This is a genomic window from Nocardia brasiliensis IFM 10847 (genome assembly GCF_000710915.1).
GTDB lineage: Bacteria > Actinomycetota > Actinomycetes > Mycobacteriales > Mycobacteriaceae > Nocardia > Nocardia brasiliensis_A.
Window position 1 is genome coordinate 19,707 of record NZ_BAUA01000192.1, and the last position, 24,879, is coordinate 44,585.

The window sequence follows — 24,879 nt, forward strand, 5'->3', positions numbered from 1 at the left end:
GAGTGCACGTTCGAGGCTCCCGGCGCGCAGGCAAAAGGTATGGGGAAGGTGCGCCGGGTCGGCTGCGACGCCTGCGAAGGGCCGATTGAGCACTGCCATCCATGGTCGGGGTTGCGCGAAGGAGTCCTGCGATGCGTTCGATGTCTCTGTCCCGCCGCCGCCTGCTCGGCTATGCCGCCGCCACGGCCGCGCTCGGGGTGACCGCGGCCGCCGCGCCCGCCACGGCCCGGCAGCAGCTCGGCACGTTGATCGACTATTCAGGCGGGGTGCCCTCGGCGCAGGCGATCAAAGAGGCCGGGCATCTCGGCGTGATCCGCTACGTCTCGGACCGCCGCCCCGGCGCGGAATGGATGGTCGGTAAGCCGTTGCTGGCCAACGAGGTCGACCAGCTGCACAACGCCGGGCTGCACATCGTGTCCTGCTACCAGTTCGGCAAGGGACCGACCGCGGACTGGCGCGGTGGCTTCGACGCCGGGATCAAGCACGCACAGCGCGGACTCGAACTGCACCGCGCCGCAGGCGGTCCCGAGGGCGTGCCGATCTACGCATCGATCGACGACAACCCGGATCCGGTCGAATTCACCACGATGATCGCGCCCTACCTGCTCGGCTGGCAGGAGATACTCGGCCGCGAGAACACCGGCATGTACGCCAACGCGCCGACCATCGAACTGGCCAACGCCGCGGGCCTGGCCACCTATTACTGGCAGCACAATTGGGGCACGCCGAAAGGTTTCGTGCACCCCGCCGCCGACCTGCACCAGTTCGAGATCGATAAGCGCTCGCTGGACGGCATCGGCATCGACCTCAACAACATCCTGCACGACGACTTCGGCCAGTGGTGAGCGCCGCGGCCTAGGCGCCGCTCAGGTCTGGCTGTGAGTGACCGGCGCGACGCGCAGGTCCGGTTCGTCGTCGGGGACGACGCGCAGCGCGGGCCGGGTATCGGGCGCTTCGTGGTCGCCGAGCCAGGAGAACAGCGACCAGCGCGAGAGCCCGGAGAACGCCGAGCCGAGGCTGGTGAACGAGAACGAGGACAGCGCCGACCCGAACGAACCCACCGACCCGATCGAGAGCACCGAGCCGACACTGCCGATCGACAGGATCGAGTAGGCCGAGCCGATGGAGAGAATGGAGCCTTCGGACCGGAAGGACAGGATCGATCGATGGGAGCGCCTGCTCCGAATCGAGTGGCCGGGCCGTATCGAGTGTTCGATCGTCGCCATAGTTAGCGGTCTACCACAACCGGCGAGCACGTATAGGTCATCGCGGCGTTTCGCCACCGGGTTGGCACAGGAACGACAAAGGCGGCGACCCGAATGGGTCGCCGCCTTTGTGCTCGGAAAACCTATGCGACGGTGAAGAAGCCCAGGGTCGGCAGGAACGAGCAGGTGCGCGGTTCCGCGTCGGCGGCCTGGGTGGTCAGCGAACCGGAGATCACCGCGACGATCCGGCCCGCGCCGGTGTCGGCGATCGCGGACAGGGTGGCCGGGCCGCCGGGGTTGATCTTGGCCTCATCGGTCAGCGGCAGGATGCCGGACTGGCGGGTGTCCAGGTTCATCCACTGCACCGACATCGGCGGGTTCTGTTCCGGCGTCGGCGATTTGGTGCCGAGCGCGGTGAACACGAAGCCGGCCTGGCCCGCCTTCGGTCCGGGCGGCGGCAGCTGCGCCGGGCCCGCCACGGCGAGTGCGGTACCGACCGAGTCGGCGGTCGGGCCGATGCAGCCCTTGCCGATGGTCGGGTACAGGAACTGGGCGATGACCGGGCCCTCCTGCGGCAGTTCGGGGCCGCCGCCACCGCTGCCGTCCAGGAAGGTGATGATCCGCTCCAGCGTGGACTTGATCTGCGGAGGCAGGCCCAGCGTCGCCAGCAGCCTGCGGGCCTGATCGAGGATGGCCGACTGCGGACCGGCCGCGATATCGGCGGGCCCGGCGATCGAGCCGACGATGGCGGGGGCCAGGGCGGCGAGCGCGTCGACCGGGACGCCCTCGGGGACCATGGGCACGGCGTTGGGAGTCGCCGCAGGCGCGGGCGCGGGCGCGGCGACTGCTGTCGTCGGCGCGGCAAGCGTGGCGCTCACCGCAATGGCGAGCGCGGACAATGCGATCCGCGATCCTCGGGTGCGAAGCACTGGTCTAGCCGTCCTTACCTCGGGTACATCTGGGCCGATGCTGAAAAGCCATCGTTTCGGGGGTCACTCTAGGGACATCACGGCTATGTGTACAGCGGCAGTGCCCTACAGGTCGTGCGGACGATCAGTGATATCAGACGGTAGCGCGTGAAGGATGTTACTGGTGTGAAAGGTGATGTAAATGTTATCAGTGATTCGAGGTCGGAGCAGCACAGATCGACGCTGCGGTTAATCTAATCCGAGCCATCCGTTCTTGTCGCCGAACACCCGCATCGTGCGAGTGTCGGGCCGACGCACCGCACCCGAGTCGAAAGCCTGCGATTTGAACCGTCACCTTCGATGGGCCGTGCTCGCGCTCGGCCTGTCCGTGTTGGCCAGGCTGTGCTGGATGTTGTTCACCGAGAACGGAAGCAACGTCGTCGACCTGCACGTCTACGTGGACGGTTCGGCCGCGCTGTTGACCGATCGGCTCTATGACTTCACCTACGCGGAGAAGACGCCGGACTTCCCGCTGCCGTTCACCTATCCGCCCTTCGCCGCGCTTGTCTTCTTCCCGCTGCACTTTCTGCCCTTCGGTGTCGTCTCGGTCGGCTGGCTGCTGGCCACCGTCGCCGCGCTCTACGGCGTGGTGCGCATCGCGATCGAGCTGATCCTCGGCGCGGATCGCGCTCGCGAGTGGCAGACCGGCGTGGTCGGCTGGACCGCGGTCGGGGTGTGGATGGAGCCGGTGCGGACCACCATCGACTACGGCCAGGTCAACGTGTTCCTGGTGCTCGGCGCGATGCTCGCGGTGCGCAGTTCGCGCTGGTGGATCTCGGGTGGCCTGGTCGGCATCGTCGCCGGGATCAAGCTGACCCCGGCGATCAGCGGCCTCTACTTCGTCGCGCGCAGGCGCTGGGCCACCGTGGTCTGCTCGGCGCTGGTGTTCGGGGCGACGGTCGGGCTCAGTTTCCTGATCGCGCCGCACGAGGCGCGGCGCTATTTCGGCACCCTGCTCGGCGACGCCGATCGGATCGGGCCGGTCGGCTCGGTGTGGAATCAGTCGCTGCGTGGCGCGATGAGCCGAATCCTCGGCTACGACGTGCAATCCGGGCCGTGGTGGCTGGCGGGGGTGCTGATCGTCGCGGTGCTGGCGTTGCTGGCGTGGCGGGCGCTCGCGCCGGACGATCGCATGGGCACGCTGGTGCTCGTGCAGTTCTTCGGTTTGCTCGTCTCGCCGATTTCCTGGTCGCACCACTGGGTCTGGCTGGTGCCGACGGTGCTGTGGCTGCTGTACGGGCCGCTGCGGGAGGTCCGGGGGGCCAAGCTGATCGCGGGCTACTGGCTGGTGACCACGCTCATCGGCGTGCCGTGGGTGCTGTCGTTCTTCCAGGATTCGATCTGGACCATTCCACGCCCGGCCGTGCTCGCCTGGCTCGGCACGGTGAATGTGTTCGGCGCGTTGGTGTTGTTCGTCTGGGTGATCTGGACAGGACGTGGTCGGACGACGCCGGCGGGGCCGACAGTGACGGCGGCCGAAGGCCAGGCGCGCGCCGCGTAGCCACGGCGCGCGCCCGCGGCCTCAGCCGAGTTCGCCCGCCAGCCGATCGATCTCGCGCGCGAGATCGATGTCCAGCACGGTGAGCCCGCCGGAGTCGTGGGTGGACAGCGCGAAGGTCACCTTGCGCCAGCGGATGTCGATATCGGGATGATGGTTGGCCTCCTCGGCCGCCGTCGCGACCTGCCGGACGAGCTCGATGCCCGCGAGGAAGCTGGGCGCTTGCACGGTACGGCTGATGACGTCACCGTCTCTGGACCATTCGGGGAGCCCGGTCAGGGCCTCGGCGAGTTCGGTCTCGGTCAGCAATGGCTTGCTCATAACCCGGTTCTACTCCTGTGCGCGAAGTGATGTCCGTCATTGCGGGACAGACCGGGTGCGACGCGGTGGACGGGGCGACCGAACCGCGGGCGAGGGTCAGGCGGCGCGCGCCACCTTCAGCGCCTTTTTCAGGTCTTTACCGCAGATGCCTGCGGCTTCGCACTTCTTCATCCGCATAATGACCACAGGGCATTTCAGGCAGCGTGTCTTCTTGCGACAGCACTTCTTCTTGGGTTTCAGGCGCGAAACCTGCTTTGCTTTGACCTTGCCCACGCCGGTTAGCATACCCTAAGTCGAGTGCCTGAAACTCTGCGGCGAGCCGGACACAGGTACTGTATAGACGGCCGCAATGCCCGGTGAGTTTCGATTCTCCACCTGTTTGCAGGGGTCGGCCGGTACCTACACCTAACAGCAGGAGGATTCAGCGTGTCGTCTGCGCGCGATTTTCGCAACGTCGCCATCGTGGCCCACGTCGACCACGGTAAGACGACGCTGGTCGACGCGATGCTCCGGCAATCCGGCGCGTTCGCCGAGCGAGCCGAACTCGTCGACCGTGTGATGGACTCCGGTGACCTGGAACGCGAGAAGGGCATCACCATTCTCGCCAAGAACACCGCAGTGCACCGGCACCACCCGGACGGCTCGGTCACCGTGATCAACGTCATCGACACCCCCGGGCACGCCGACTTCGGCGGCGAGGTCGAGCGCGGCCTGTCCATGGTCGACGGTGTCGTGCTGCTGGTCGACGCCTCCGAGGGCCCGCTGCCGCAGACCCGGTTCGTGCTGCGCAAGGCGCTCGCCGCGTCGCTGCCGGTGATCCTGGTCGTCAACAAGACCGACCGTCCGGACGCGCGGATCGAAGAGGTCGTCGAGGAGAGTCACGACCTGCTGCTCGATCTGGCCTCCGATCTGGACGACGCCGCCGCCGAGGCCGCCGAACTGGCCCTGGACCTGCCGGTGCTCTACGCCTCCGGCCGAGAGGGCAAGGCTTCCAAGGAGCGTCCGGAGAACGGCAACGCGCCCGACGCGGAGAACCTCGACGCGCTGTTCGACGTGCTGATGGAGAACATCCCGGCGCCCAAGGGCGACCCGGCCGCGCCGCTGCAGGCGCACGTCACCAACCTGGACGCCTCCGCGTTCCTCGGCCGCCTCGCGCTGGTCCGGATCTACAGCGGCGAGCTGCGCAAGGGACAGAACGTCGCGTGGATGCACGCCGACGGCGTCAAGCAGGTGAAGATCACCGAGCTGTTGCAGACCATCGGCGTCGAGCGCCAGCCCGGCGAACTCGCCGTGGCGGGCGATATCGTCGCCATCGCGGGCATCCCGGAGATCATGATCGGCGATACCCTCGCCGACCTGGAGAACCCCGTCGCGCTGCCGCGGATCACGGTCGACGAGCCCGCCATCTCGGTGACCATCGGCACCAACACCTCGCCGCTGGTCGGCCGGGTGCAGGGGCACAAGCTCACCGCACGCATGGTGAAGTCGCGCCTGGACCAGGAACTGGTCGGCAACGTGTCGCTGCGCGTGCTCGACATCGGCCGCCCGGATGCCTGGGAGGTGCAGGGCCGTGGTGAGCTGGCGCTGGCCATCCTGGTCGAGCAGATGCGCCGCGAAGGCTTCGAGCTGACCGTCGGCAAGCCGCAGGTGGTCACCAAGCAGGTCGACGGCAAGGTGCACGAGCCCTACGAGGAGCTCACCATCGACTGCCCCGACGAGTACCTCGGCGCGATCACCCAGTTGCTCGCCGCCCGCAAGGGCAAGATGGTCCAGATGACCAACCACAGCGCGGGTTGGGTGCGGATGGAATTCATCGTCCCCTCGCGTGGCCTGATCGGTTTCCGCACCGACTTCCTCACCGAGACCCGCGGCACCGGCATCGCCAACGCGGTCTCGCACGGTTACGCGCCTTGGGCGGGAGAGATCCGGGCCCGGCACACCGGCTCGCTGGTCTCCGACCGCGCGGGCACCGTCACCCCGTTCGCGATGATCCAGCTCGCCGACCGCGGCCAGTTCTTCGTCGAGCCGGGCGCGGACACCTACGAGGGCATGGTCGTGGGCATCAACCCGCGCGCCGAAGACCTGGACATCAACGTCACCCGCGAGAAGAAGCTGACCAATATGCGCAGCTCCACCGCCGACGTGATGGAGACCCTGGCCAAGCCGCTGCAGCTCGATCTGGAAGGCGCGATGGAGTTCTGCGCCGGCGACGAGTGCGTCGAGGTCACCCCCGAGGTGGTCCGGGTGCGCAAGGTGGTGCTCGGCGCGAACGAGCGCGCCCGTGACCTGTCGCGCCGGAAGGCGCGGGACCGCGCCGCGCTGTAATCGTTTCCGGGCCAACGCCGATTCCGGCCGCCGCACACCCTGCGGTCGCCGGAATCCCGCGCCGAATACCCGGCCGGACCGTCGACAGTTTTTCCGGCGATGGTCCGGCCGAGTTGAATTCTCCGGGAATTCTGGGCAGCCGATCGGATCAATTGAGTGGGTGTTGTCCCCGGATTCTTTTCGCTGCGCGGATATTCCGCAGCAACCCGCGTCTCCGGGGTGAACGCGCCGGTCGAATGTTGTCGAGATCTATATGCGAGAGATGCCTATTCGAGCGGCGCCGGCGTTCGTGTTCCGGGAATTACCCGACCGCGGTGGTTTTCGTGGCCGCGGGGATGCGCCGCGGCGGCGAGTCCGTCGCGGTGACGGTGGCTTCCTGGCCTGACGCGGGTTGACGACGGGCCGGGCACGTGCGGCTGCCGCCGTCGAACGGATCGTTCGGGCCCGGCCGCGGTAGCGAATATCGGACGGCCCGCACCGAAGTCGCGGCCGAGTAATGCGAATGCCGAATGTTTGCCCCGGTGCGTCGCTCGGGCAATTACCACGAGTGGTCGTAGATCTTATGCGCGCATTGTCGCTATCGGACCGGGTCGGCGTTGCCGGGATTCCGCCGGACCGGTGCGGTAGAGTCCGCAGGCGTGAAAGCGGGCGTAGAAAAAGGTGCGAAGCGGCTCGGCGCGGTAGCGTGCGCAGCGTGAGCCCGCGGCGGCACCGGAGTACGGCGTGGCGTGTGATGCTGCTGGTCATCACGGCGTCGCTGACGGTGTTCGCCGGGTGTACCGCGAACCCGCCGCCGCCGATCGAGAGCACCGACAGCCCCAAGACCACGCCCGCCAAACCGGGCAAGAGCACCGTGGTCGTCGCGATCGACACCATCGGCATCGGTTTCAATCCGCACCTGCGTTCGGATCAGTCGCCCGCCACCGCGGCGCTGGCCTCGATGGTGCTGCCCAGCCCGTTCCGTCCGGTGCCCAGCCCGGTCGCGCTGGGTGTCACCGACTGGGTGCCCGACACCTCGCTCATCGCCACCGCCGATGTCACCGCGCAGGATCCGTTCACCATTACCTACACGCTGCGCAACGAGGCGAACTGGTCCGACGGCGCGCCGATCGCCGCCGAGGATTTCCAATTCCTCTGGCAGCAGATGATTTCCCAGCCCGGCGTGGTGGATTCCGCGGGCTACCGGCTGATCTCGGACATCGACTCGGCCGACGGCGGCAAATCGGTGACCGTGCGGATGCGCGAGCCGTATCCGGCCTGGCGGCAACTGTTCACCAATCTGCTGCCCTCGCATCTGATGAAGGACTCGCCCGGTGGGTTCCAGGACGGCTGGGTCAAGCGCATCCGGGTGTCCGGCGCGCAGTTCCTGATCAAGAACATCGATCCGCAGCGCGAAGAGATTCTGCTGGAACGCAACGCGCGTTTCTGGGGCACCCCGGTGGCGCCGGACGAGATCCTGCTGCGCCGCGGCGGAACCCCCGCGCAGCTGGCGGAATCGTTGCGCACCAACGACGCTCAGATGAGCCTGGTGCACGGGGGTGTCGCGACCCGGGCGCAGCTGGCCGCCATCCCGTCGGTGCGCACCGCGATCATGCCGCAGTCGCGCGTGCTGCAGTTGGCGCTCAACGGACGAACCGGCCCGGTGAGCGATATCCGGGTCCGCCGGGCCGTGCTCGCGCTGCTCGATCCCGCGCTGCTCGCCACGGTCGGCGCGCAGACCGGCGGTTGGGTGGATCCGATTCGCGCGCAGATCCTTTCGCCCTCCGACCCGGGCTATGGTCCGACCGAGCCGCCGCGCCTGCCCGCCGAGGAGGCGTTCGCGCTGCTGGCCGAGGCGGGTTACGGCCGCGCGCCGGAACCGCCACCGGTCAACTCGCCGACCTCGCCGGCGCCGACGCCGCGGCCGATCGCGAAAAACGGTAAGTCGCTGACCATTCGGATCGGAGCGGTGGAGGGCGACCTCACCGCGATCGCGGTGGCCAACACCGCCGCGGACCAATTGCGCAGCGCCGGAATCGATGCCACGGTGCGCGCCATCGCGGCCGACGAACTGTACGGGCGCGAACTGGTGGAGGGCAGCACCGACGCGATCGTCGGCTGGGAGAGCGCGGGCGGCGATCCGGCCACCGTGCTCGCGTCCCGATATGGTTGCCCGCCACCGGAAGCCACCGCGGGCGGCACCACCACCCCGTCGGCCACCGCGCCGGAACGCCGGGCGCCCGCCAACCTTTCCGGTATCTGCGATCCGAGCCTGCAGGGGCCGATCGACGAGGCGCTGCGCGGAATGGATCCGGGCCGGGTGCTCGCCGAGGCCGAACCGAAGTTGTGGGGCCTGGCCACCGTGCTGCCCATCGTCCAGGACAACGTGGTGGCCGCGGCGGGTCCGCGGGTGGACGGCGCCTCGCTCAACGGCAGCATCCAGGTCGGCATCTTCGGCGACGCCGGACAGTGGCGGAAGATCCAGTGATGGGTGGTCTGCTGCTGGTGCACGCGCATCCGGACGACGAGACCATCACCACCGGCGGCACGATCGCGCACTATCGCCGGCGCGGCGTCCCCGTCACCGTCGTGACCTGCACGCTCGGCGAGGAAGGCGAGGTGATCGGGGACGAGTGGGCCCAGCTCACCGCCGAGCACGCCGATCAGCTCGGCGGCTATCGCGTGCTCGAGCTGAGCCGGGCGCTGGCCGCGCTCGATGCCGGGCCGCCGCGGTTTCTCGGCGGTGCGGGCCACTGGCGTGATTCCGGGATGGCGGGCACGCCCGCGGCGCAGAAGCCGCGCGTGTTCGTGCAGTCGGGCGCCGAGGCGGTGGACGCGCTGACCGAGGTACTGCTGGAACTGCGGCCGCAGGTGGTCGTCGGCTACGACCCGAACGGCGGCTACGGCCATCCGGATCACATTCGCGCACACCAGATCACCACCGCCGCGGTGCACGCGGCCGCCGATCGCGGCTGGGACACACCGAAGTTCTACTGGACCGTCACCGACGCCGACATGCTGCGCCAGCACACCGCCGCCCTGGCCAAACGCACCGTGGACGGACTGCCGGGCCGCTTGCCCGCGGGTTGGCGACTGCCCGCCGAGGGGGAGCTGGCCGCGGTGCCGAGCCATACCGTGACGACCACGATCGACGTGTCGGACGCGCTCGCCGCCAAACGCGCCGCGCTGCGGGCCCACGCCACGCAGGTCACGGTGGCGCCCTCGGGCCGGGAGTTCGCGCTGTCGAACAATGTTGCTCAGCCGGTACTGCCGGAAGAGTGCTTTGTCCTGGTGCGCGGTCGGCGCGGACCGATCGGCTCGGACGGGCGCGAACATGATCTCTTCGCCGGGCTGGATCACTGAACTTCCGTCGATGGCGACGCGCTGTCGCCGTATCTCGTGCCGGATTCGACCGGAAAATCCGAATCGTTCCGGAACCGCCGCTGAGCTGCTGCTATCTGTAGCCTGAGGGTTGCTGTTACCTCGATCTTGTACGCCGGGTACCGTTCCCGTGATCTCAATCATCGATGTGGAGGGCGAAGCGGTTCATGACAGCGGTCGGCGACAGGGCGCACCTCAGCATCGAAGACGACGGCTATCACAAGAGTCTCAAGCCGCGGCAATTGCAGATGATCGCGATCGGCGGCGCGATCGGCACCGGTCTGTTCCTCGGCGCGGGCGGCAGGCTGGCCAACGCCGGACCGGGACTCTTCCTCGTCTACGGTGTCTGCGGATTCTTCGCGTTCCTCATCCTGCGCGCGCTCGGCGAACTCGTGCTGCACCGGCCCTCGTCCGGCTCGTTCGTCTCCTACGCGCGCGAGTTCTTCGGCGAGAAGGCCGCATTCGTGGCCGGCTGGATGTACTTCCTCAACTGGTCGATGACCGGCATCGCCGATACCACCGCGATCGCGCAGTACTTCCACTACTGGTCCAGTTTCAGCAGCATTCCGCAGTGGCTGCTCGCGCTCATCGCGCTGGTCGTGGTGCTCAGCATCAACCTGATCTCGGTGAAGTGGTTCGGCGAGATGGAATTCTGGGCCGCGCTGGTGAAGGTGTTCGCGCTGAGCGCGTTCCTGATCGTCGGCACGATCTTCCTGATCGGGCGTTTCACCGTGCAGGGCCACCCCACCGGACCGAGCGTGATCGCCGACAGCGGCGGCCTGTTCCCCACCGGCATCCTGCCGCTGGTGGTCGTGGTCTCCGGCGTCGTATTCGCCTACGCCGCGGTCGAATTGGTCGGCACGGCGGCGGGCGAGACGGAGAACCCGGCCAAGATCATGCCGCGCGCGATCAACTCGGTGATCGCGCGGATCGCGATCTTCTATGTCGGTTCGCTGGTGCTGCTCGGCCTCTTGCTCCCGTACACGGCCTACACCGCGAAGGAGAGCCCGTTCGTCACCTTCTTCACCATGCTCGGCGTGCCGGGCATCGGCAGCGTGATGAACCTCGTGGTGCTCACCGCCGCGTTCTCCAGTCTCAACGCCGGTCTGTACTCGACCGGGCGCATCCTGCGGTCCATGTCGATGAACGGCAGCGCACCCAAGTTCACCGGTGTGATGGGCCGCAACGGCGTGCCCTACGGCGGCATCCTGTTGACCAGCCTCATCGCCCTCGTCGGCATCGCGCTCAACGGTGTGGTGCCGGACCGGGCATTCGAGATCGTGCTGAACATGGCCTCGCTCGGCATCGTCGCCTCCTGGGCCACCATCGTGCTGTGCCAGTTGCAGCTGTGGCGCTGGTCCAAACAGGGCAAGGTGGAACGGCCGTCGTTCCGGATGTTCGGCGCGCCCTACACCGGACTGCTCACGCTGGTGTTCCTGTTCTTCGTGGTGGTGCTGACCGGATTCGACTATCCGGTGGGCACCTGGACCGTGGCCTCACTGGTGATCATCGTCCCGATGCTGATCGTCGGCTGGTTCGTGGCGCGCAAGCGGGTGCTGTCCATCGCACAGGAGCGGATGGGGTACACCGGTGAGTTCCCGGTGGTCGCCAACATCCCGATGGACGGCGAGAAGTGATCATGCCGGTCCCGCCCGCCGGGCCGCCGGAATAGACTCGCTGCCATGTACAACTGGTCGGTCCAGGACGCGATCGTCGCGTTCGTCGAAAGCATGCGGCCGAACTGGCCCGCGCAACACGAGCTGTATCTGTCCGTGCTGCACGGGTTCGTGGAGATGCAGAGTCATCTGCTGACCCTGCTCGGCTTCCCGCCGGTGCCGTGAGGCCCGCCGTCGACGACCACGCTGCCGTGGCATCCGCGACCGAATCCAGCGGCGCCGCCGCGCTACCCCTGGTCCCGATCATCCTCGTCGTGCTGGTGCTGGACGCCTTCATCACGCTCGCGCTGGAGGTGCTGTACCTGCCCGCGTACCTGGGCACGACCGCCTTCCCGGTGACCGGAGTGCTGGCCGGGTTGGTGAACGTCTTGCTCGTGCTCGGCGCGCGGTCGGTCTCCACCCGGACCGCGGCGATGTTCTTGCCGTTGGGCGCTTGGACTTTCGGGTTCCTCGTCTGCGCGAGCACCGGCCCGGGCGGTGACATCATGCTGACCAGCGATTGGCGCACCGTGCTGCTGCTGTGCTGCGGTTTGGTGCCGCCGCTGGTGTTCGTCTATTTCCGCGTCAATTCGGGGCTGTTCGCCAAGCGTTGACCCGGTCAGCCGAGTTGGCCCGGCGTCACGGCCTCGATCAGCGGCCAGGCTTGCTCGATCGGGATATCGATGACGCGATAACGCTTCTTGCCCGCCGCGGTGGCGGCCACCACGGTGGCCACGCCGCTGCGCCGCTGGAAGAAGCTCTGGCGCACGGTCCAGCCGATCACACCCGGCGCCTCCAGACAGTCGCGGTCCCGGTCCAGGGAGCCGGAGCGGGTGATCAACCAGGTTGGGCTGGTTGCGGTTTCGGGCAGCACGGTGTGGCCGAGGCCGCGATAGCGGTCCTGCGCGAGCGGGACGGCGACCAGGGCCGCCAGCACCGGCACCAGCCACCACCACAGCGAGAACTGGGCGCCGGTCAGCGCTACGGCCGCCATGACGAGCGCGAGCACGGCGACGGGCCCGAGCGTGCGGGTGTATCGCCTGCGCCGCGCGACCGGTCCGTGCGCACGCAGCGGCGCACTGCCCGGATCCGGCGTGCCGACGGCCGAGGGGCCGATCGGCTTGTCCGAGAACGTATCCGGGGCGAGCAGGTGCCCGAGGGTGTGTTCGATGGCCGCCCGCGGCGCCTGCGGCAGGATCTTCTGCCGCGGGTTCTCGCCGACCATGATCGCCTCGAGTTCGGCGGCGCCGGACAGGCGCAGCAGCAGCGGCTCGTTCACCGTCGCGCCGCGGAAGCGGGCCAGGTCCAGGGTGATCTGGCGGGTGGTGAACAGGCCGTGCCGCAGCTGCAGGGTGCGCCCGTCGTCGAGCACCTTCAGGCCGAAATAGGTGGTCAGGTACCGGGCGCAGGCCGCGAGGCTGACCACGGCCACCACCAGCACGATCAATACGAACACACCGAGGGCGAGTACCACCGCGCCGCCGTTCTCGACCCGCTGCACCGTGTCCGAACGGACCAGCAGCTGCCCGATGCCGTACTGGAACGCGATGCCGACGATCGGTGCGATGATCGCGAAACCGGTCAACGACAGCGGCGCGTACCGAACCCACTGCGGCTGCCAATGCGCGATCTCCTGCGCGGGCCGTGCCTGCTGCGGGTCGGTGACCGGTCCGTCGGCGGAAAGCTGTTGTCCCGCATCGTGATACGCCTGCTCGCCAGCGGTGCCACCCGCGGCGGTGTGCGCCAGCAGTGCGGTGCGCAGGTCGGGGACCAGGCGAGCGTCGAGCGCGTCGAGTTTGAACTGCTCGCCCGAATCCGCCTGCTGCCCGGTACCGATGGCCAGCACGGCGAGGCCGAGCAGCCGATGCAGCAGGTCGGCCTCGATGTCCACCGACCGGATCCGCGACCGCGGCACCGAGAGCTTCTTGCGCTGGATCAGTCCGGTGCGCAGCTCGACATGGGTCGGCCCGACCCGGTAGGTGGTGGTGAACCAGCGGGTGAGCGCGAACCCGACGATCGCCGCCAGCGGAATGACGCTCCACACATGGTTGCCGCTGCTGGTGCCGAGGATCACCGAGCCGATCAGCACCGGGATGAACTTCACCACCTCGGTGACGGGGTGTACCAGCAACATTCGCTTGTCGAGCCGCGACCACGGCTGATCCGTCTCCGGTGGGACGGCCGCGACGTCGGTCATGTCGCATCGCCACGGTGCTGCGCGGCGATCCGGGTCAGCCGGGTCACCGTCTCCTCGGCGACCGGGAGATCGAGCGCGGAGATCTGTACCGCACCCGCCGACGACGCGGTGGTCACGGTGACCGTCGCCAGGCCGAGCATGCGCTCGAGCGGGCCGCGTTCGGTGTCGACGGTCTGCACCCGGGAAATCGGCGCGACCCGGCTCTCCTGGCTCAACCACCCGACCCGGGTGTACACCGCCTCCTCGGTGACCTCCCAGCGGTGCACCGCGTACCGCCACCACGGCACCACCACGATGTTCAGCACGGCGAGCGCGAGCGTCACCAGGAGCACCACCAGTTGCCAGCCGCGATGGGCGGAGTCGAGCACCGCCCACACCAGTTGCGCCGCGAACGGCACCACCCAGGCGAGCACGGCCTGAACGGTCCACAGCAGTTTCGCCTTGGGACTGGGACGCCAGGCCGGATCGGCCATGATCGTGCGCGGCAACGACATGGTTGCCATGGTTCCATGCCGGACGCCGGATCGCCGTGCTAGCGGGAGCGGAATTGCCGCGTGGCACAGCCGTTGCCGCCCCCGTGACAGGAACTTGTCGGTGACCGGCAGCGGGTCCGGACGCCGGAATACTGTGAGGCGGGGCGGGGTTGTCTTCGCTCAACGGCTTCGGAAGGAGACAGGTCCGGATGGTTAGCGCATGATCGAAACCGTGACTGAGCGTAGCGAAGGAACCATAGGCACCGCACGACCCGCCGCGGTCGCCTCGAGCGTCAGCGAGGCCAAGCCGTGACGGAACTGCCGAACCCGAGCATCCCCATTCCGGCGCCGTCCGCGTCGGCCATGCGGCGCGCGCTGCGCCGGGCGCGTGACGGCGTCACGCTGAATGTGGACGAGGCCGCGGTGCTGCTGCACGCCACCGGCGACGACCTGAAGGATCTGAGCAAGAGCGCGGCCCGGGTGCGTGACGCGGGGCTGGAATCGGCGGGACGGCCGAAGACGATCAGCTACTCGCGCAACGTCTTCATCCCGCTGACCAAGTTGTGCCGGGACAAGTGTCACTACTGCACCTTCGTCACCGTCCCGGGCAAGCTGCGCGCCGAGGGCAAGGGCATGTTCCTCGAGCCCGACGAGGTGCTCGACATCGCGCGCCGCGGCGCCGCGCTCGGCTGCAAGGAAGCGCTGTTCACGCTGGGCGACCGCCCCGAGGACCGCTGGCCGGAGGCCGCGCAGTGGCTCGACGAGCGTGGCTACGACTCGACGCTGGACTATCTGCGCGCCGTCTCGATCATGGTGCTCGAGGAGACCGGTCTGCTGCCGCACCTGAACCCGGGCGTGATGTCGTGGGAGGAGATCTCCCGGCTCAAGCCGGTCGCGCAGTCGATGGGCATGATGCTCGAGACCACCGCGACGCGCCTGTTCAGCGAGAAGGGCAACTGCCACTACGGCAGCCCGGACAAGGATCCGGCGGTCCGGCTGCGCGCCATCACCGACGCCGGTCGGCTCTCGGTGCCCTACACCACGGGCATCCTGGTCGGCATCGGCGAATCGCTGCTGGAGCGGGCCGAGTCGATCATGGCGATCCGCAAGCAGCACAAGGCTTTCGGGCATATCCAGGAAGTCATCATCCAGAACTTCCGGGCCAAGGACGACACCGCGATGCGCGACGTGCCGGACGCGGGCATCGACGAGTTCCTCGCCACCATCGCGGTGACCAGGCTGCTGCTCGGCCCGGATGTGCCGGTGCAGGCGCCGCCGAACCTGGTGTCGCTCGAAGACTGTCTCGCGCTGATCGACGCGGGCATCGATGACTGGGGCGGCGTCTCGCCGGTCACGGTCGATCACGTGAACCCGGAGCGGCCCTGGCCGAACCTGGACACGCTGCGGGAGATCACCGAGGCGGCCGGATACCAGTTGGTCGAGCGAACCTCCGCGCACCCGAAGTATGTGCGCGCGGGCAGCCCGTGGATCGATCCGCGGATCGGCGTGCACGTCGCGGCGCTGAGCGATCCGAAGACGGGCCTGGCGAACCCGGACGCGATGCCGGTCGGCCTGCCCTGGCAGGAGCCGGACCAGTCCTGGGAGTCCGCGGGCCGGGTGGATCTCAACACCTCGATCGATACCGAGGGCCGCAACACCGAGAGCCGCAGCGATTCGGCACTCGGCCAGGACGTGGTCGGTGCGTTCGGCGACTGGGACACCATCCGCGAACAGGCCCGCGACCTGGCCGTCACGGCACCGGAACGGCTCGACTCCGACGTGCTCACCGCGCTGCGCGCCGCCGAGAACGATCCGGCCGGGCTCAGCGACGCCGACTACCTGGCCTTGGCCACGGCCGACGGCGCGAACCTGGAGGCGGTCGCGGCGCTGGCCGACGAGCTGCGCCGGGCCGCGGTCGGCGACGACGTCACCTACGTGGTGAACCGGAACATCAACTTCACCAACATCTGCTACACCGGCTGCCGGTTCTGCGCGTTCGCCCAGCGCAAGGGCGACGCGGACGCGTTCACGCTGAGCATGGACGAGGTCGCGGACCGGGCCTGGGAGGCGCACGTCGACGGTGCCACCGAGGTCTGTATGCAGGGCGGTATCGATCCCGACCTGCCGGTCACCGGCTACGCCGACATCGTGCGCGCGGTGAAGCAGCGGGTGCCCTCGATGCACGTGCACGCCTTCAGTCCGATGGAGATCGTGAACGGCGCGTCGCGCGGCGGGCAGAGCATCCGGGACTGGCTGGTCGCGTTGAAGGAGGCGGGCCTGGACACCATTCCGGGCACGGCCGCCGAGATCCTCGACGACGAGGTGCGCTGGGTGCTCACCAAGGGCAAGCTGCCCACCTCGGCATGGATCGAAGTGATCACCACCGCGCATCAGATCGGGCTGCGGTCCAGTTCGACGATGATGTACGGGCACGTGGACAACCCGAAGCACTGGGTCGGACATCTGCGGGTGCTGCGCGGAATCCAGGACGAGACAGGCGGTTTCACCGAGTTCGTGCTGCTGCCGTTCGTGCATCAGAGCGCCCCGCTGTACCTGGCCGGCGCGGCCAGGCCCGGGCCGACGAACCGGGACAACCGCGCCGCGCACGCGCTGGCCCGGATCATGCTGCACGGCCGGATCGACAATATCCAGACCAGCTGGGTGAAGCTCGGCACCACCGGAACCCGGGTCATGCTCAACAGCGGCGCCAACGACCTCGGCGGCACGCTGATGGAGGAGACGATCTCCCGGATGGCGGGCTCGCAGCACGGTTCGGCCAAGACCGTCGCGGAGCTGGTCGACATCGCCTCGGGGATCGGCCGTCCGGCCCGCGAGCGGACCACCACGTACGGCGTTCCGCAGCACAAGGTTTCGGCGCTGCCGTTGTCGGTTGGCTCGGCGTAGGCTGTTGCTGACGGGGTCCGCCGGCGATAGCCGAGACCCGGTGTGGCGATCGAAGTCGGATTGTGGCCGATCCGCCGTAACCCGGCGGATCGGCCGGATCCGAGGGGGACGGACCCGCTCCCACGTGGGCTGCCGCGGCGGCCCGGTCCGGCAGGTGGATTCGCGCACCAGCAGTGGCGTGCGGAACATCGGAAGTTAGGCAAGGCTGACCCGGAGTAGCGTGGGGGTGTCCGGATAGTGTTTCGCTGGGCGGACTATCCCCGCAAGGTGAGGACAGACTAGGAGAACGGCAGTGCCGTACATCATCGCTGAACCGTGCGTTGACGTGAAGGACAAGGCATGCATCGAGGAATGCCCCGTGGACTGCATCTACGAGGGTGGCCGCATGCTGTACATCCATCCCGACGAATGCGTGGACTGTGGTGCATGTGAACCGGTGTGCCCGGTGGAGGCGATCTTCTACGAAGACGACACCCCGGACCAGTGGAGCGGATACGTGAACGCCAACGTCGACTTCTTCGACGAGCTCGGTTCGCCGGGCGGCGCCACCAAGGTCGGCAAGGTCGATTACGACCCGCCGTTCATCAAGGAACTCCCGCCGATGGCGAGCGAGTAGCTCTGCCGTGAGCACGCGTACCCGGGTCAGCAGCCTGCTTCCCGATTTTCCCTGGGACACCATCGCTTCGGCGAAGGCGAAGGCCGCGGCGCATCCCGGTGGCATCGTCGACCTGTCGGTCGGCACGCCGGTCGACCCGGTCGATCCGCTGATCCGCACCGCGTTGAACGCGGCTTCGGCGGTGCCCGGCTACCCCGCCACGCACGGCACGCCGGAACTGCGCGCGGCCGTGGTGGACGCGCTGAAACGACGGTTCGGGATCACCGGGCTGGACGCTGCCGCCGTACTGCCCGTGATCGGCACCAAGGAACTGATCGCCGGGCTGCCTCGGCTGCTCGGCCTCGGTGCGGCGGACCTGGTCGTCATTCCCGAGGTCGCGTACCCGACCTACGAGGTCGGCGCGCTGCTGGCCGGCGCGCAGATCGTGCGCGCCGACGGGCTCACCCAGCTCGGTCCGCGCACGCCCGCGCTGCTGTACGTGAATTCCCCGGCCAACCCGACGGGCCGCGTGCTCGGCGTCGAACACCTGCGCAAGGTCGTCGAATTCGCCCGCGAGCGCGACGTGATCGTCGCCTCGGACGAGTGCTATCTCGGCCTCACCTGGGAAGGCCGTGCGGTCTCCATCCTCGACCCCGAGGTTTCCGGTGGCGACCACACGAATCTGCTTGCCGTGCATTCGCTGTCGAAGACCTCGAACCTGGCCAGCTACCGGGCCGGTTTCGTCGCGGGCGATCCCGCGCTGGTCGCCGAGCTGCTCGAGGTGCGCAAGCATTCCGGCCTGATGGTGCCGTACCCGATCCAGAGCGCGATGACCGCGGCACTCGGTGACGACACGCACGAGGCGCAGCAGCGGGAGCGTTACCGCGCCCGGCGCGACGTGCTGCGGAAGGCGTTGGAAGCGGCGGGTTTCCGAGTCGACCACTCCGAGGCGGGCCTTTACCTGTGGTCCACTCGGGGCGAAGCCTGCCGGACGACGCTGGACTGGCTGGCCGACCGCGGCATCCTGGCCGCGCCCGGTGATTTCTACGGCCCGGCCGGTGCGGAGCACGTCCGCATCGCGCTCACCGCCACCGACGAGCGCATCGCCGCCGCCGTCGAGCGACTGAGCTAGGCCCTGTCTCTAAGTCCCATCCGGGGCCTCCACGGTCCAGCTCCGGCCGGACTTCGGCGCAGGGCCTAGACGACACGCAGCCGGGTGCGCTGCGCAAGCGCCGTCGGCGAGCCGGGACAGCGCTAGCCTGAACTATGGACGCTGTCACGGTTGTCCCTACTCCTGCCAACGAGCCGGTGCACTCGTACGCACCCGGCAGCCGCGAGCGTGAGCTGCTGGTCGCCAAGCTGGCCGAAATCGCCGCCGACACCGCCGAGGTGCCGCTGGTGATCGGCGGCAAGTACCGGCCCGGCAGCGGCGAGCGACACGAGATCGTCGCGCCGCATCGGCACCGGCATGTGCTGGGGACCTACACCGACACCACACAATCCGAGGCGCAGGGCGCGATCGACGCCGCGACCGCGGCCGCGCCGGACTGGCGGGCACTGCCGTTCGACGAGCGCGCGGCGATCTTCCTGCGCGCCGCCGATCTGCTCGCCGGGCCGTGGCGGGAGACGGTGGCCGCCGCGACCATGCTCGGGCAATCGAAATCCGCGCAGCAGGCCGAGATCGACGCGCCGTGTGAGCTGGTGGACTTCTGGCGTTTCAATGTGGCTTTCGCGCGCCAGATCATGACCCAGCAGCCGGAGTCGAGTCCCGGGGTGTGGAATCGGCTGGACTACCGGCCGCTGGAGGGATTCGTCTACGCGATCACCCCGTTCAATTTCACCGCGATCGCGGGCAACCTGCCCACCGCGCCCGCGCTGATGGGCAACACCGTGGTGTGGAAGCCGTCGCCGACCCAGACGTTGTCGGCCTTCTACACGATGCGGCTGCTGGAAGCGGCGGGCCTGCCGCCCGGGGTGATCAATATGGTGACCGGCGACGGCCGGGATCTGTCCGAGGTGGCGCTGGCCGACCCGCGGCTCGCCGGTATCCACTTCACCGGCTCCACCAAGACCTTTCAGCATCTCTGGCAGCAGGTCGGGGCGAATCTCGGCCGCTACCACGGGTATCCGCGACTGGTCGGGGAGACCGGCGGCAAGGACTTCGTCGTGGCGCACCCCTCGGCGGACCCGCATGCGTTGCGGGCAGCGCTGATTCGCGGCGCCTTCGAATATCAGGGGCAGAAGTGTTCCGCGGCGTCGCGCGCCTATATCCCGCGCACGATCTGGCAGGCGATGGGGGAGGACTTCCTGCACCAGACCGACGAGCTGACCTACGGGGACGTCGCCGATCTGTCCAATTTCGGTGGCGCGCTGATCGATCGGCGCGCGTTCGACAAGAACGTCGCGGCGATCGAGCGAGCCAGGGCGGCGGGGCTGACCATCCCGGTCGGCGGCAGCTGGGACGACAGCGAAGGCTGGTTCGTCCGCCCCACCGTGCTGCTGGCCGACGACCCGCGTGACGAGTCCTTCGCCACGGAGTATTTCGGCCCGATCCTTTCCGTGCATGTCTACGACGACGCCGAACCCGGTGCGTTCGCGGCGATCCTGGCCGAGGCCGAATCGGCCGCGCCCTACGCGCTGACCGGCGCGGTGTTCGCCCAGGACCGCCAGGCGATCGAACAGGCGGGTGCGGCACTGCGTTTCGCGGCGGGCAATTTCTACATCAACGACAAGCCGACGGGTGCGGTGGTGGGGCAGCAGCCTTTCGGCGGTGCGCGAGCCTCGGGCACCGACGACAAGGCGGGCTCGCCGCTGAATCTGCTGCGCTGGGTGGCGCCGCGCACGATCAAGGAGACCTTCGTGCCGCCTACCGGATACCGCTATCCGCATATGGACTCGGACACAGCGTGAATCCCTTGCGGCCCGTCATCCTCGCGGCGGCGGAATCGTCGCGGTTGCGGCGCGCGGTCACCGGGCTGCCGGTGACCGCGGGTATCGTCCGGCGGTTCGTCGCGGGGGAGACCAGGGCCGAGCTCATCGAGGTGGCGCGAGCGCTGCTCGACAGCGGCCGGATGGTCAGTGTGGACTTTCTCGGGGAGAACACCACCGACCGGGCGCAGGCCGATGCCACGGTGGCCGAGTACCTTTCGTTGATCGCGGAGCTGTCCGCGCTGAAACGTCCTGCGCTGCCCGGGATCACCGCACCACCGGTCGAGGTCTCGGTGAAGTTGTCCGCGCTCGGCCAAGCCCTGCCGGGCGACGGTCCCGCAGTGGCCACCGCGAACCTGCGGATCCTGTGTGCCGCGGCCGCGCGGGCCGAGGTCTGGGTGACCGTCGACGCCGAGGACCACACCACCACCGCGGACACCTTGGCCACCGTGTCGCAGTTGCGGGCGGAATTCCCTTGGCTCGGCGCAGTTCTGCAGGCCTATCTGCATCGGGCCGAGGCGGACTGCCGGTCGCTGTCGGGTCCGGATTCGCGTGTTCGCCTGTGCAAGGGCGCCTATCGCGAGCCCGCCGAGGTCGCCTTCCAGCGCGCCCCCGAGGTGACCGACTCCTACCTGCGCTGTCTCGAGGTGCTGATGCGGGGTGCGGGCTACCCGATGGTCGCCACGCACGATCCGGTGCCGATCGTCGCGGCGGAGCAGCTCGTCCGCGAAACCGGGCGCGGCCCAGCTCGTTTCGAGCATCAGATGCTGTACGGAGTACGCGACGTGGAGCAGCGCAGGCTGGCCGCCGCGGGTACGGCCGTTCGGGTGTACGTCCCCTACGGCAGTCAGTGGTACGGCTATCTGACCCGGCGACTGGCCGAGCGCCCAGCCAACCTCACCTTCTTCCTCCGTGCGTTGGTGAGCAGGTCGTGAAAGGGTCGGTGGGCGCGACATTCGTCCCGCCCACCGATCCGCTGGTGTCCCTTTCCGAAGTCCCTACACCAGTGGCTTTCCGAGGCGCATCCGCCTGCGCAGGTCGAACAGGTAGGCGTTCAACGGAAACAGTCGCGCCTGTTTCGGCAACCGGTTGTGTACGAGCGAGATACCCCGCAGCAGTTGGTCGAATCGGCGTTGATCGCGCTCGGTCCACGTCATCCGCATTTCGTCGCGCACGTGCTGTGGCAGCAGACCGGCCACGACGAAGCGCTGCAGCCGCGCGAAGGCGAACTGCACCGGGCGCGGCATCATCCGGAGATCGATGAGGTCGTCGAAGTAGGCGCGCAGCGCGGGTTCGATCCGGTACTGCACCAGATTCTCCGCCCACCACGCGAGGAAGGTCGCGCGGTCCGCAGGCCACATCTCCGGTCGCATCTGCAGCGTCGTGCCGAGCCGGGCGCAGTACTGATAGAGCGCTTCGGCCTCCGAGGGTGCGAGCGGGCCGTGCATCCTGGTGTAGAGGTCGTCGAGGCCCCAATAGATCGTGCCCGCCACCCAGAGCTGCAACTTCGGATCGAAAGCGTTGTACTTCACCGGGCTGCGGTCACTGGAACGAACCGGTCGATGCGAACGGTTGACCGCCTCGCGATAGGCCGCGCGCTCTTCGTCGGAGCCCATCGTCGCGACGGCGATATAGGTGAGCGTGGTGCGCAGCCGCTTGACCGGATGCAGGGTCACTTTGCCGCTGTCCACCGTGCTCTCCAGCACGCCGCGGCCGACCGGGCGCAGGCTCAGCTGCATGATCACGTTGGCGGTGCCGCCGAGAAAGGCCGCGACGCCGTCCAGGTACGGCTGGACCGTTTCGGGCGTGAGTGGTTCGAAGGGGTGGACCTCGTCCGGCTCGGGCTCGGCGGCGCGTAGCGGTGCGGTCATCGTCGACCTCGTCTTTCTGTGTCCGCCGGCGGCGCGCGCCTGCGTACGATGAGAAGATTCGTATGTCACCTTCTCATTGCCTCGGTGGGGTGTCAACGGTTGCGCGCCGCCAATTGCTTCGCTGCGATGCTTTGTGCATCATCGTTTCATCGGCGGGGCTAGGGTGGAGGAATGGCGAAGTTGACCAAACTCCTGCCGCGGATTCGGAGCGCGGGCCCGGAGGACCGCAACCAAACGCGTGTGCTCGACGCGGCGCTGCTGGCCTTCCTGGACTTCGGCATCAAGCGCACCAGCATGGTCGAGGTGGCGCGGCGCTGCGGCCTCTCGCTCGCCACGCTGTACCGGCGCTTCGCCAGCAAGTCGGACCTGATCGAGGCGGTCGGGTTGCGCCAGACCCGGGAGTTCGTCGAGCAGGTCGACGCGGCGTTGCAGCAACAGGTCGATCGGGACGCGTCGGCGCAGGAGCAGATCGTCGAGCTCTTCGCCGCGTTCATCACGGGGCTGCGCGACAACCAGCTCGTGCATCGGCTGCTGGCCACGGAACCCGAACTGGTCCTGCCGTTTCTGACCGTCAAGGGCGCGCCGATCATCGAACTCGGCCGGGATTACCTGGCCGAGTTCATCACTCGGCTACAGCGCGAGGGCAAGCTGCCCGAATACGATCCCGAACCGCTGGCGGAGATGATCGCGCGCACCGCGCTGTCGTTGGCGCTGACACCGCAAACGGTCATTCCGCTGCACGACGACGCGGCGATCCGGCAGTTCGCCCGCGATCACGTGGTGGTGTCGTTCCGCGTACCGTGATCCGTGCGCGTCATCGAACCTGTTGTCGTGCAGGCTGACTCGGCACGAACATGCCGACCGTGGCCAGCGGCATCGCGGCCATGAGATCGAGGGTCTGCTCGGCGGCGGAGCCGTGCGTGTGCGCGACCACCACGAAACCCGTGCCGTACGAAGCGGATGCGACGTCCGGCGGGCCGAGATCGGACCAACCCCACTTGGTGCCCTGGACGAGCGGCCAGCGGGCGGTGCCCCAATCCTGTTCGGTGCCATCGGCCGCCGTGGCGCCGGCCGCCGCCATCCATTCGAAGATCGGCGAGCCGCGGTCGTCGCGCAATTTGGTGATCAGGAATTCGGCGATGTCGGCGGTGCTCGTCGCGGCCATGCCCCACTCGCCGTAGGGGTGCGTATCGGCCAAATGGTATTCGGCCGCAATGGCTTCGATCGCGCGCGGATACTTGGCCTCCGTCGCGTTCGCGGCGCCGTCGTCGGAGTAGCGGATCATCCGCTCGGCCAGTTCCCGGTCGCTCGGTGCGCCGTCGCCGTGCCGCAGGGCATAGTCCGCGAGATACAGCTTGACCAGTGACAGGGCCGCCCGGGACTCGTGTTCGTTCGCGGTGCTCCAGCCGCCGCCCGCCGCGGCGCGGAACGTGACCGCCGTGCGCGGCGGCACCACGTCGGGGCCGAGCGGCGCCGCGCCCGCCTGGGGTGCGTGGAAGGCGCAGCACAGCGCGATGGCGAACACCGTCAGGGTGCCACGGTTCACGAGTCCTCCTTGCCGTGCCCCCTTTGCGCGGTATGCCCGTCCCTGACGAGGTAACACCGCACACGGCGAAAAGCCGGGCACGACATGCCGACGTCGCGAATTTGTGTCCGTCGCCGGCAGGTCACACCAGGCGCAGGCCGAGTCTGCGGCGCAGACGGAAGTCGGCCAGGTAGGCGTTGAGCGGGAACATGCGCACCGGAGCGGGGAGCAGGGTCTCGGCGGTGCCCAGCGTGCGCAGGATGCGTTCGAGTGCCCGGTCCTGCCGGGCGGACCAGGTGAAGCCCATTTGATCGCGCAGGTGTGCGGGCAGCAGGCCGGTGACGAAGAAACGGTGTGCCCGCGCGAAGGGGAGTCGCAGCGGCAGCGGGAGCATCTTCAGATCGATCAGATCGTTGAAGTAGTCGCGGATCGGCGGGTCGATCGTGGTAGCGCTCAGGTGTCGATCCCAATAGGCGGCAAAGGCTTTGCGGTCGGCGGGCCACATGCCCTCGCGCACCTGCAAGGTGGTGCCGAGCCGGGCGCTGTGCCGGTAGAACGCGTCGGCGGTCGCCTCGTCCATCGGGCCGTGCAGGCGCGTGTAGGTGTCCTGCGCGCCCCAGTACAGGCAGGCGGCCACCCACAATTGCAGGTCGGGGTCGAACGCGTTGTAGCGCACCGGACTCGACGCGGTCGAATGCACGGGTCGGTGCGAGCGGTTGACGGCCGCGCGGTAGTCGGCGCGTTCGTCAGGGGAACCCAGCATGGCCACGGCGAGGTAGGTGACCGTGGTGCGCAAGCGCTTGACCGGATGCAGCATCACGTTCCCGCTGTGCACGGTGCTCTCCAGTACGCCGTAGCCGACCGGCGGAGTGCTGAGCTGCATGATGACGTTCGCCGCGCCGGCGAGCAGTCCCACCATGCCGTCGATGAACTGCGTGATGTCGAGTTCGTCCGCGGGTTCGGATTCGTGCGTCGTTGCGCGAAGTGGCCTGGTCATCGTCGACCTCTGTCCTGGTGAGAAGGATGTACATAAACTTTCTCACCGCCTCATGGG

General features: G+C 68.4%; 23 protein-coding genes. 14 read left to right on the forward strand and 9 right to left on the reverse strand.

From position 1 onward, the window contains the following. Positions 1 to 131 precede the first annotated feature (131 nt). A complete protein-coding gene (locus NBRGI_RS37485) occupies positions 132 to 845 on the forward strand; it encodes a DUF1906 domain-containing protein (protein ID WP_029902137.1) in 714 nt (237 codons plus the stop codon). Positions 846 to 866: 21 nt separating this feature from the next. Here NBRGI_RS37485 and NBRGI_RS37490 read toward each other — a convergent pair whose 3' ends face one another. Continuing rightward, entirely contained in the window at positions 867 to 1,226 is a 360-nt protein-coding gene (locus NBRGI_RS37490; RefSeq protein WP_014987991.1) for a hypothetical protein, read from the reverse strand. Between the two features lie 122 nt (positions 1,227 to 1,348). After that, the gene (locus NBRGI_RS37495; protein WP_029902139.1) at positions 1,349 to 2,134 is read right to left on the reverse strand and encodes an Rv1157c family protein; all 786 of its coding nucleotides are present in this window, start codon (positions 2,132 to 2,134) and stop codon (positions 1,349 to 1,351) included. 280 nt (positions 2,135 to 2,414) lie between these two features. Here NBRGI_RS37495 and NBRGI_RS37500 point away from each other — a divergent pair, with 280 nt between their 5' ends. Next, a complete protein-coding gene (locus NBRGI_RS37500; RefSeq protein ID WP_081878396.1) occupies positions 2,415 to 3,674 on the forward strand; it encodes a mannosyltransferase in 1,260 nt (419 codons plus the stop codon). A gap of 21 nt (positions 3,675 to 3,695) precedes the next feature. Here the strand turns inward: NBRGI_RS37500 and NBRGI_RS37505 are convergent, their stop codons facing one another. Beyond that, positions 3,696 to 3,992, reverse strand: coding sequence for a 4a-hydroxytetrahydrobiopterin dehydratase (locus tag NBRGI_RS37505; protein WP_029902143.1), 297 nt, complete (start codon positions 3,990 to 3,992; stop codon positions 3,696 to 3,698). Positions 3,993 to 4,088: 96 nt separating this feature from the next. Next, a complete protein-coding gene (locus NBRGI_RS48570) occupies positions 4,089 to 4,265 on the reverse strand; it encodes a hypothetical protein (protein WP_086006248.1) in 177 nt (58 codons plus the stop codon). A 153-nt stretch (positions 4,266 to 4,418) separates the two neighbouring features. On the opposite strand from NBRGI_RS48570, the gene typA reads away from it, so the two are divergent. The 6 genes from typA to NBRGI_RS37540 all read left to right on the forward strand — a co-directional run bounded on the left by typA (position 4,419) and on the right by NBRGI_RS37540 (position 11,946). Next, a complete protein-coding gene (gene typA / locus NBRGI_RS37510) occupies positions 4,419 to 6,317 on the forward strand; it encodes a translational GTPase TypA (protein WP_029902144.1) in 1,899 nt (632 codons plus the stop codon). A 733-nt stretch (positions 6,318 to 7,050) separates the two neighbouring features. Beyond that, positions 7,051 to 8,784 carry an ABC transporter family substrate-binding protein gene (locus NBRGI_RS37520; protein ID WP_029902146.1) on the forward strand — a complete coding sequence of 578 codons (1,734 nt, stop codon included), beginning with the start codon at positions 7,051 to 7,053 and terminating at the stop codon, positions 8,782 to 8,784. Then, positions 8,784 to 9,659, forward strand: a complete 876-nt coding sequence (gene mshB, locus NBRGI_RS37525) for an N-acetyl-1-D-myo-inositol-2-amino-2-deoxy-alpha-D-glucopyranoside deacetylase (RefSeq protein WP_029902148.1) — start codon at positions 8,784 to 8,786, stop codon at positions 9,657 to 9,659. Before NBRGI_RS37520 ends, mshB begins: the two co-directional genes overlap by 1 nt. 185 nt (positions 9,660 to 9,844) lie before the next feature. Beyond that, entirely contained in the window at positions 9,845 to 11,314 is a 1,470-nt protein-coding gene (locus NBRGI_RS37530; protein WP_029902150.1) for an amino acid permease, read from the forward strand. 45 nt (positions 11,315 to 11,359) lie between these two features. Further along, positions 11,360 to 11,518 (forward strand): hypothetical protein, encoded by a 159-nt coding sequence (locus tag NBRGI_RS48575; protein ID WP_162836692.1) that lies wholly within the window; start codon positions 11,360 to 11,362, stop codon positions 11,516 to 11,518. A 26-nt stretch (positions 11,519 to 11,544) separates the two neighbouring features. Next, the gene (locus NBRGI_RS37540; RefSeq protein ID WP_036562305.1) at positions 11,545 to 11,946 is read left to right on the forward strand and encodes a hypothetical protein; all 402 of its coding nucleotides are present in this window, start codon (positions 11,545 to 11,547) and stop codon (positions 11,944 to 11,946) included. Between the two features lie 5 nt (positions 11,947 to 11,951). Here NBRGI_RS37540 and NBRGI_RS37545 read toward each other — a convergent pair whose 3' ends face one another. Next, positions 11,952 to 13,529: a PH domain-containing protein gene (locus NBRGI_RS37545; RefSeq protein ID WP_029902154.1), complete on the reverse strand. Its 1,578-nt coding sequence runs from the start codon at positions 13,527 to 13,529 to the stop codon at positions 11,952 to 11,954. After that, positions 13,526 to 14,023: a PH domain-containing protein gene (locus tag NBRGI_RS37550; RefSeq protein ID WP_029902156.1), complete on the reverse strand. Its 498-nt coding sequence runs from the start codon at positions 14,021 to 14,023 to the stop codon at positions 13,526 to 13,528. Before NBRGI_RS37550 ends, NBRGI_RS37545 begins: the two co-directional genes overlap by 4 nt. A gap of 288 nt (positions 14,024 to 14,311) precedes the next feature. Between NBRGI_RS37550 and NBRGI_RS37555 the strand changes: the two genes are divergently transcribed. From NBRGI_RS37555 to NBRGI_RS37575, 5 genes are all read left to right on the forward strand, one after another. After that, positions 14,312 to 16,906 carry a bifunctional FO biosynthesis protein CofGH gene (locus NBRGI_RS37555; protein WP_029902158.1) on the forward strand — a complete coding sequence of 865 codons (2,595 nt, stop codon included), beginning with the start codon at positions 14,312 to 14,314 and terminating at the stop codon, positions 16,904 to 16,906. Positions 16,907 to 17,198: 292 nt separating this feature from the next. After that, a complete protein-coding gene (gene fdxA / locus NBRGI_RS37560; RefSeq protein ID WP_014987978.1) occupies positions 17,199 to 17,522 on the forward strand; it encodes a ferredoxin in 324 nt (107 codons plus the stop codon). A gap of 7 nt (positions 17,523 to 17,529) precedes the next feature. Further along, the gene (dapC, locus tag NBRGI_RS37565) at positions 17,530 to 18,633 is read left to right on the forward strand and encodes a succinyldiaminopimelate transaminase (RefSeq protein ID WP_029902160.1); all 1,104 of its coding nucleotides are present in this window, start codon (positions 17,530 to 17,532) and stop codon (positions 18,631 to 18,633) included. 134 nt (positions 18,634 to 18,767) lie between these two features. Further along, positions 18,768 to 20,411, forward strand: a complete 1,644-nt coding sequence (gene pruA / locus NBRGI_RS37570; RefSeq protein WP_029902162.1) for an L-glutamate gamma-semialdehyde dehydrogenase — start codon at positions 18,768 to 18,770, stop codon at positions 20,409 to 20,411. Then, a complete protein-coding gene (locus NBRGI_RS37575; protein WP_029902163.1) occupies positions 20,408 to 21,364 on the forward strand; it encodes a proline dehydrogenase family protein in 957 nt (318 codons plus the stop codon). The genes pruA and NBRGI_RS37575 overlap by 4 nt, the downstream gene beginning before the upstream one ends. A gap of 63 nt (positions 21,365 to 21,427) precedes the next feature. On the opposite strand, the gene NBRGI_RS37580 is transcribed toward NBRGI_RS37575, so the two are convergent. Further along, positions 21,428 to 22,300, reverse strand: a complete 873-nt coding sequence (locus NBRGI_RS37580) for an oxygenase MpaB family protein (protein ID WP_029902165.1) — start codon at positions 22,298 to 22,300, stop codon at positions 21,428 to 21,430. A 171-nt stretch (positions 22,301 to 22,471) separates the two neighbouring features. Here NBRGI_RS37580 and NBRGI_RS37585 point away from each other — a divergent pair, with 171 nt between their 5' ends. Then, positions 22,472 to 23,104: a TetR/AcrR family transcriptional regulator gene (locus NBRGI_RS37585; RefSeq protein WP_014987973.1), complete on the forward strand. Its 633-nt coding sequence runs from the start codon at positions 22,472 to 22,474 to the stop codon at positions 23,102 to 23,104. 10 nt (positions 23,105 to 23,114) lie between these two features. On the opposite strand, the gene NBRGI_RS37590 is transcribed toward NBRGI_RS37585, so the two are convergent. Then, positions 23,115 to 23,846: a hypothetical protein gene (locus tag NBRGI_RS37590; protein WP_029902167.1), complete on the reverse strand. Its 732-nt coding sequence runs from the start codon at positions 23,844 to 23,846 to the stop codon at positions 23,115 to 23,117. 121 nt (positions 23,847 to 23,967) lie between these two features. Beyond that, positions 23,968 to 24,822: an oxygenase MpaB family protein gene (locus NBRGI_RS37595; protein ID WP_029902170.1), complete on the reverse strand. Its 855-nt coding sequence runs from the start codon at positions 24,820 to 24,822 to the stop codon at positions 23,968 to 23,970. Positions 24,823 to 24,879 lie beyond the last annotated feature (57 nt).

Excerpts from the sequence above, each read along its gene's own strand:
- NBRGI_RS37545 (WP_029902154.1), bottom strand. The coding sequence starts at position 13,529 with ATGACCGACGTCGCGGCCGTCCCACCGGAGACGGATCAGCCGTGGTCG.
- NBRGI_RS37520 (WP_029902146.1), top strand. The coding sequence starts at position 7,051 with ATGCTGCTGGTCATCACGGCGTCGCTGACGGTGTTCGCCGGGTGTACC.
- NBRGI_RS37580 (WP_029902165.1), bottom strand. The coding sequence starts at position 22,300 with ATGACCGCACCGCTACGCGCCGCCGAGCCCGAGCCGGACGAGGTCCAC.
- NBRGI_RS37505 (WP_029902143.1), bottom strand. The coding sequence starts at position 3,992 with ATGAGCAAGCCATTGCTGACCGAGACCGAACTCGCCGAGGCCCTGACC.
- pruA (WP_029902162.1), top strand. The coding sequence starts at position 18,768 with ATGGACGCTGTCACGGTTGTCCCTACTCCTGCCAACGAGCCGGTGCAC.
- NBRGI_RS37585 (WP_014987973.1), top strand. The coding sequence starts at position 22,472 with ATGGCGAAGTTGACCAAACTCCTGCCGCGGATTCGGAGCGCGGGCCCG.
- NBRGI_RS37485 (WP_029902137.1), top strand. The coding sequence starts at position 132 with ATGCGTTCGATGTCTCTGTCCCGCCGCCGCCTGCTCGGCTATGCCGCC.
- NBRGI_RS48575 (WP_162836692.1), top strand. The coding sequence starts at position 11,360 with ATGTACAACTGGTCGGTCCAGGACGCGATCGTCGCGTTCGTCGAAAGC.
- NBRGI_RS37595 (WP_029902170.1), bottom strand. The coding sequence starts at position 24,822 with ATGACCAGGCCACTTCGCGCAACGACGCACGAATCCGAACCCGCGGAC.
- NBRGI_RS37490 (WP_014987991.1), bottom strand. The coding sequence starts at position 1,226 with ATGGCGACGATCGAACACTCGATACGGCCCGGCCACTCGATTCGGAGC.
- mshB (WP_029902148.1), top strand. The coding sequence starts at position 8,784 with ATGGGTGGTCTGCTGCTGGTGCACGCGCATCCGGACGACGAGACCATC.
- NBRGI_RS37530 (WP_029902150.1), top strand. The coding sequence starts at position 9,845 with ATGACAGCGGTCGGCGACAGGGCGCACCTCAGCATCGAAGACGACGGC.
- NBRGI_RS37550 (WP_029902156.1), bottom strand. The coding sequence starts at position 14,023 with ATGTCGTTGCCGCGCACGATCATGGCCGATCCGGCCTGGCGTCCCAGT.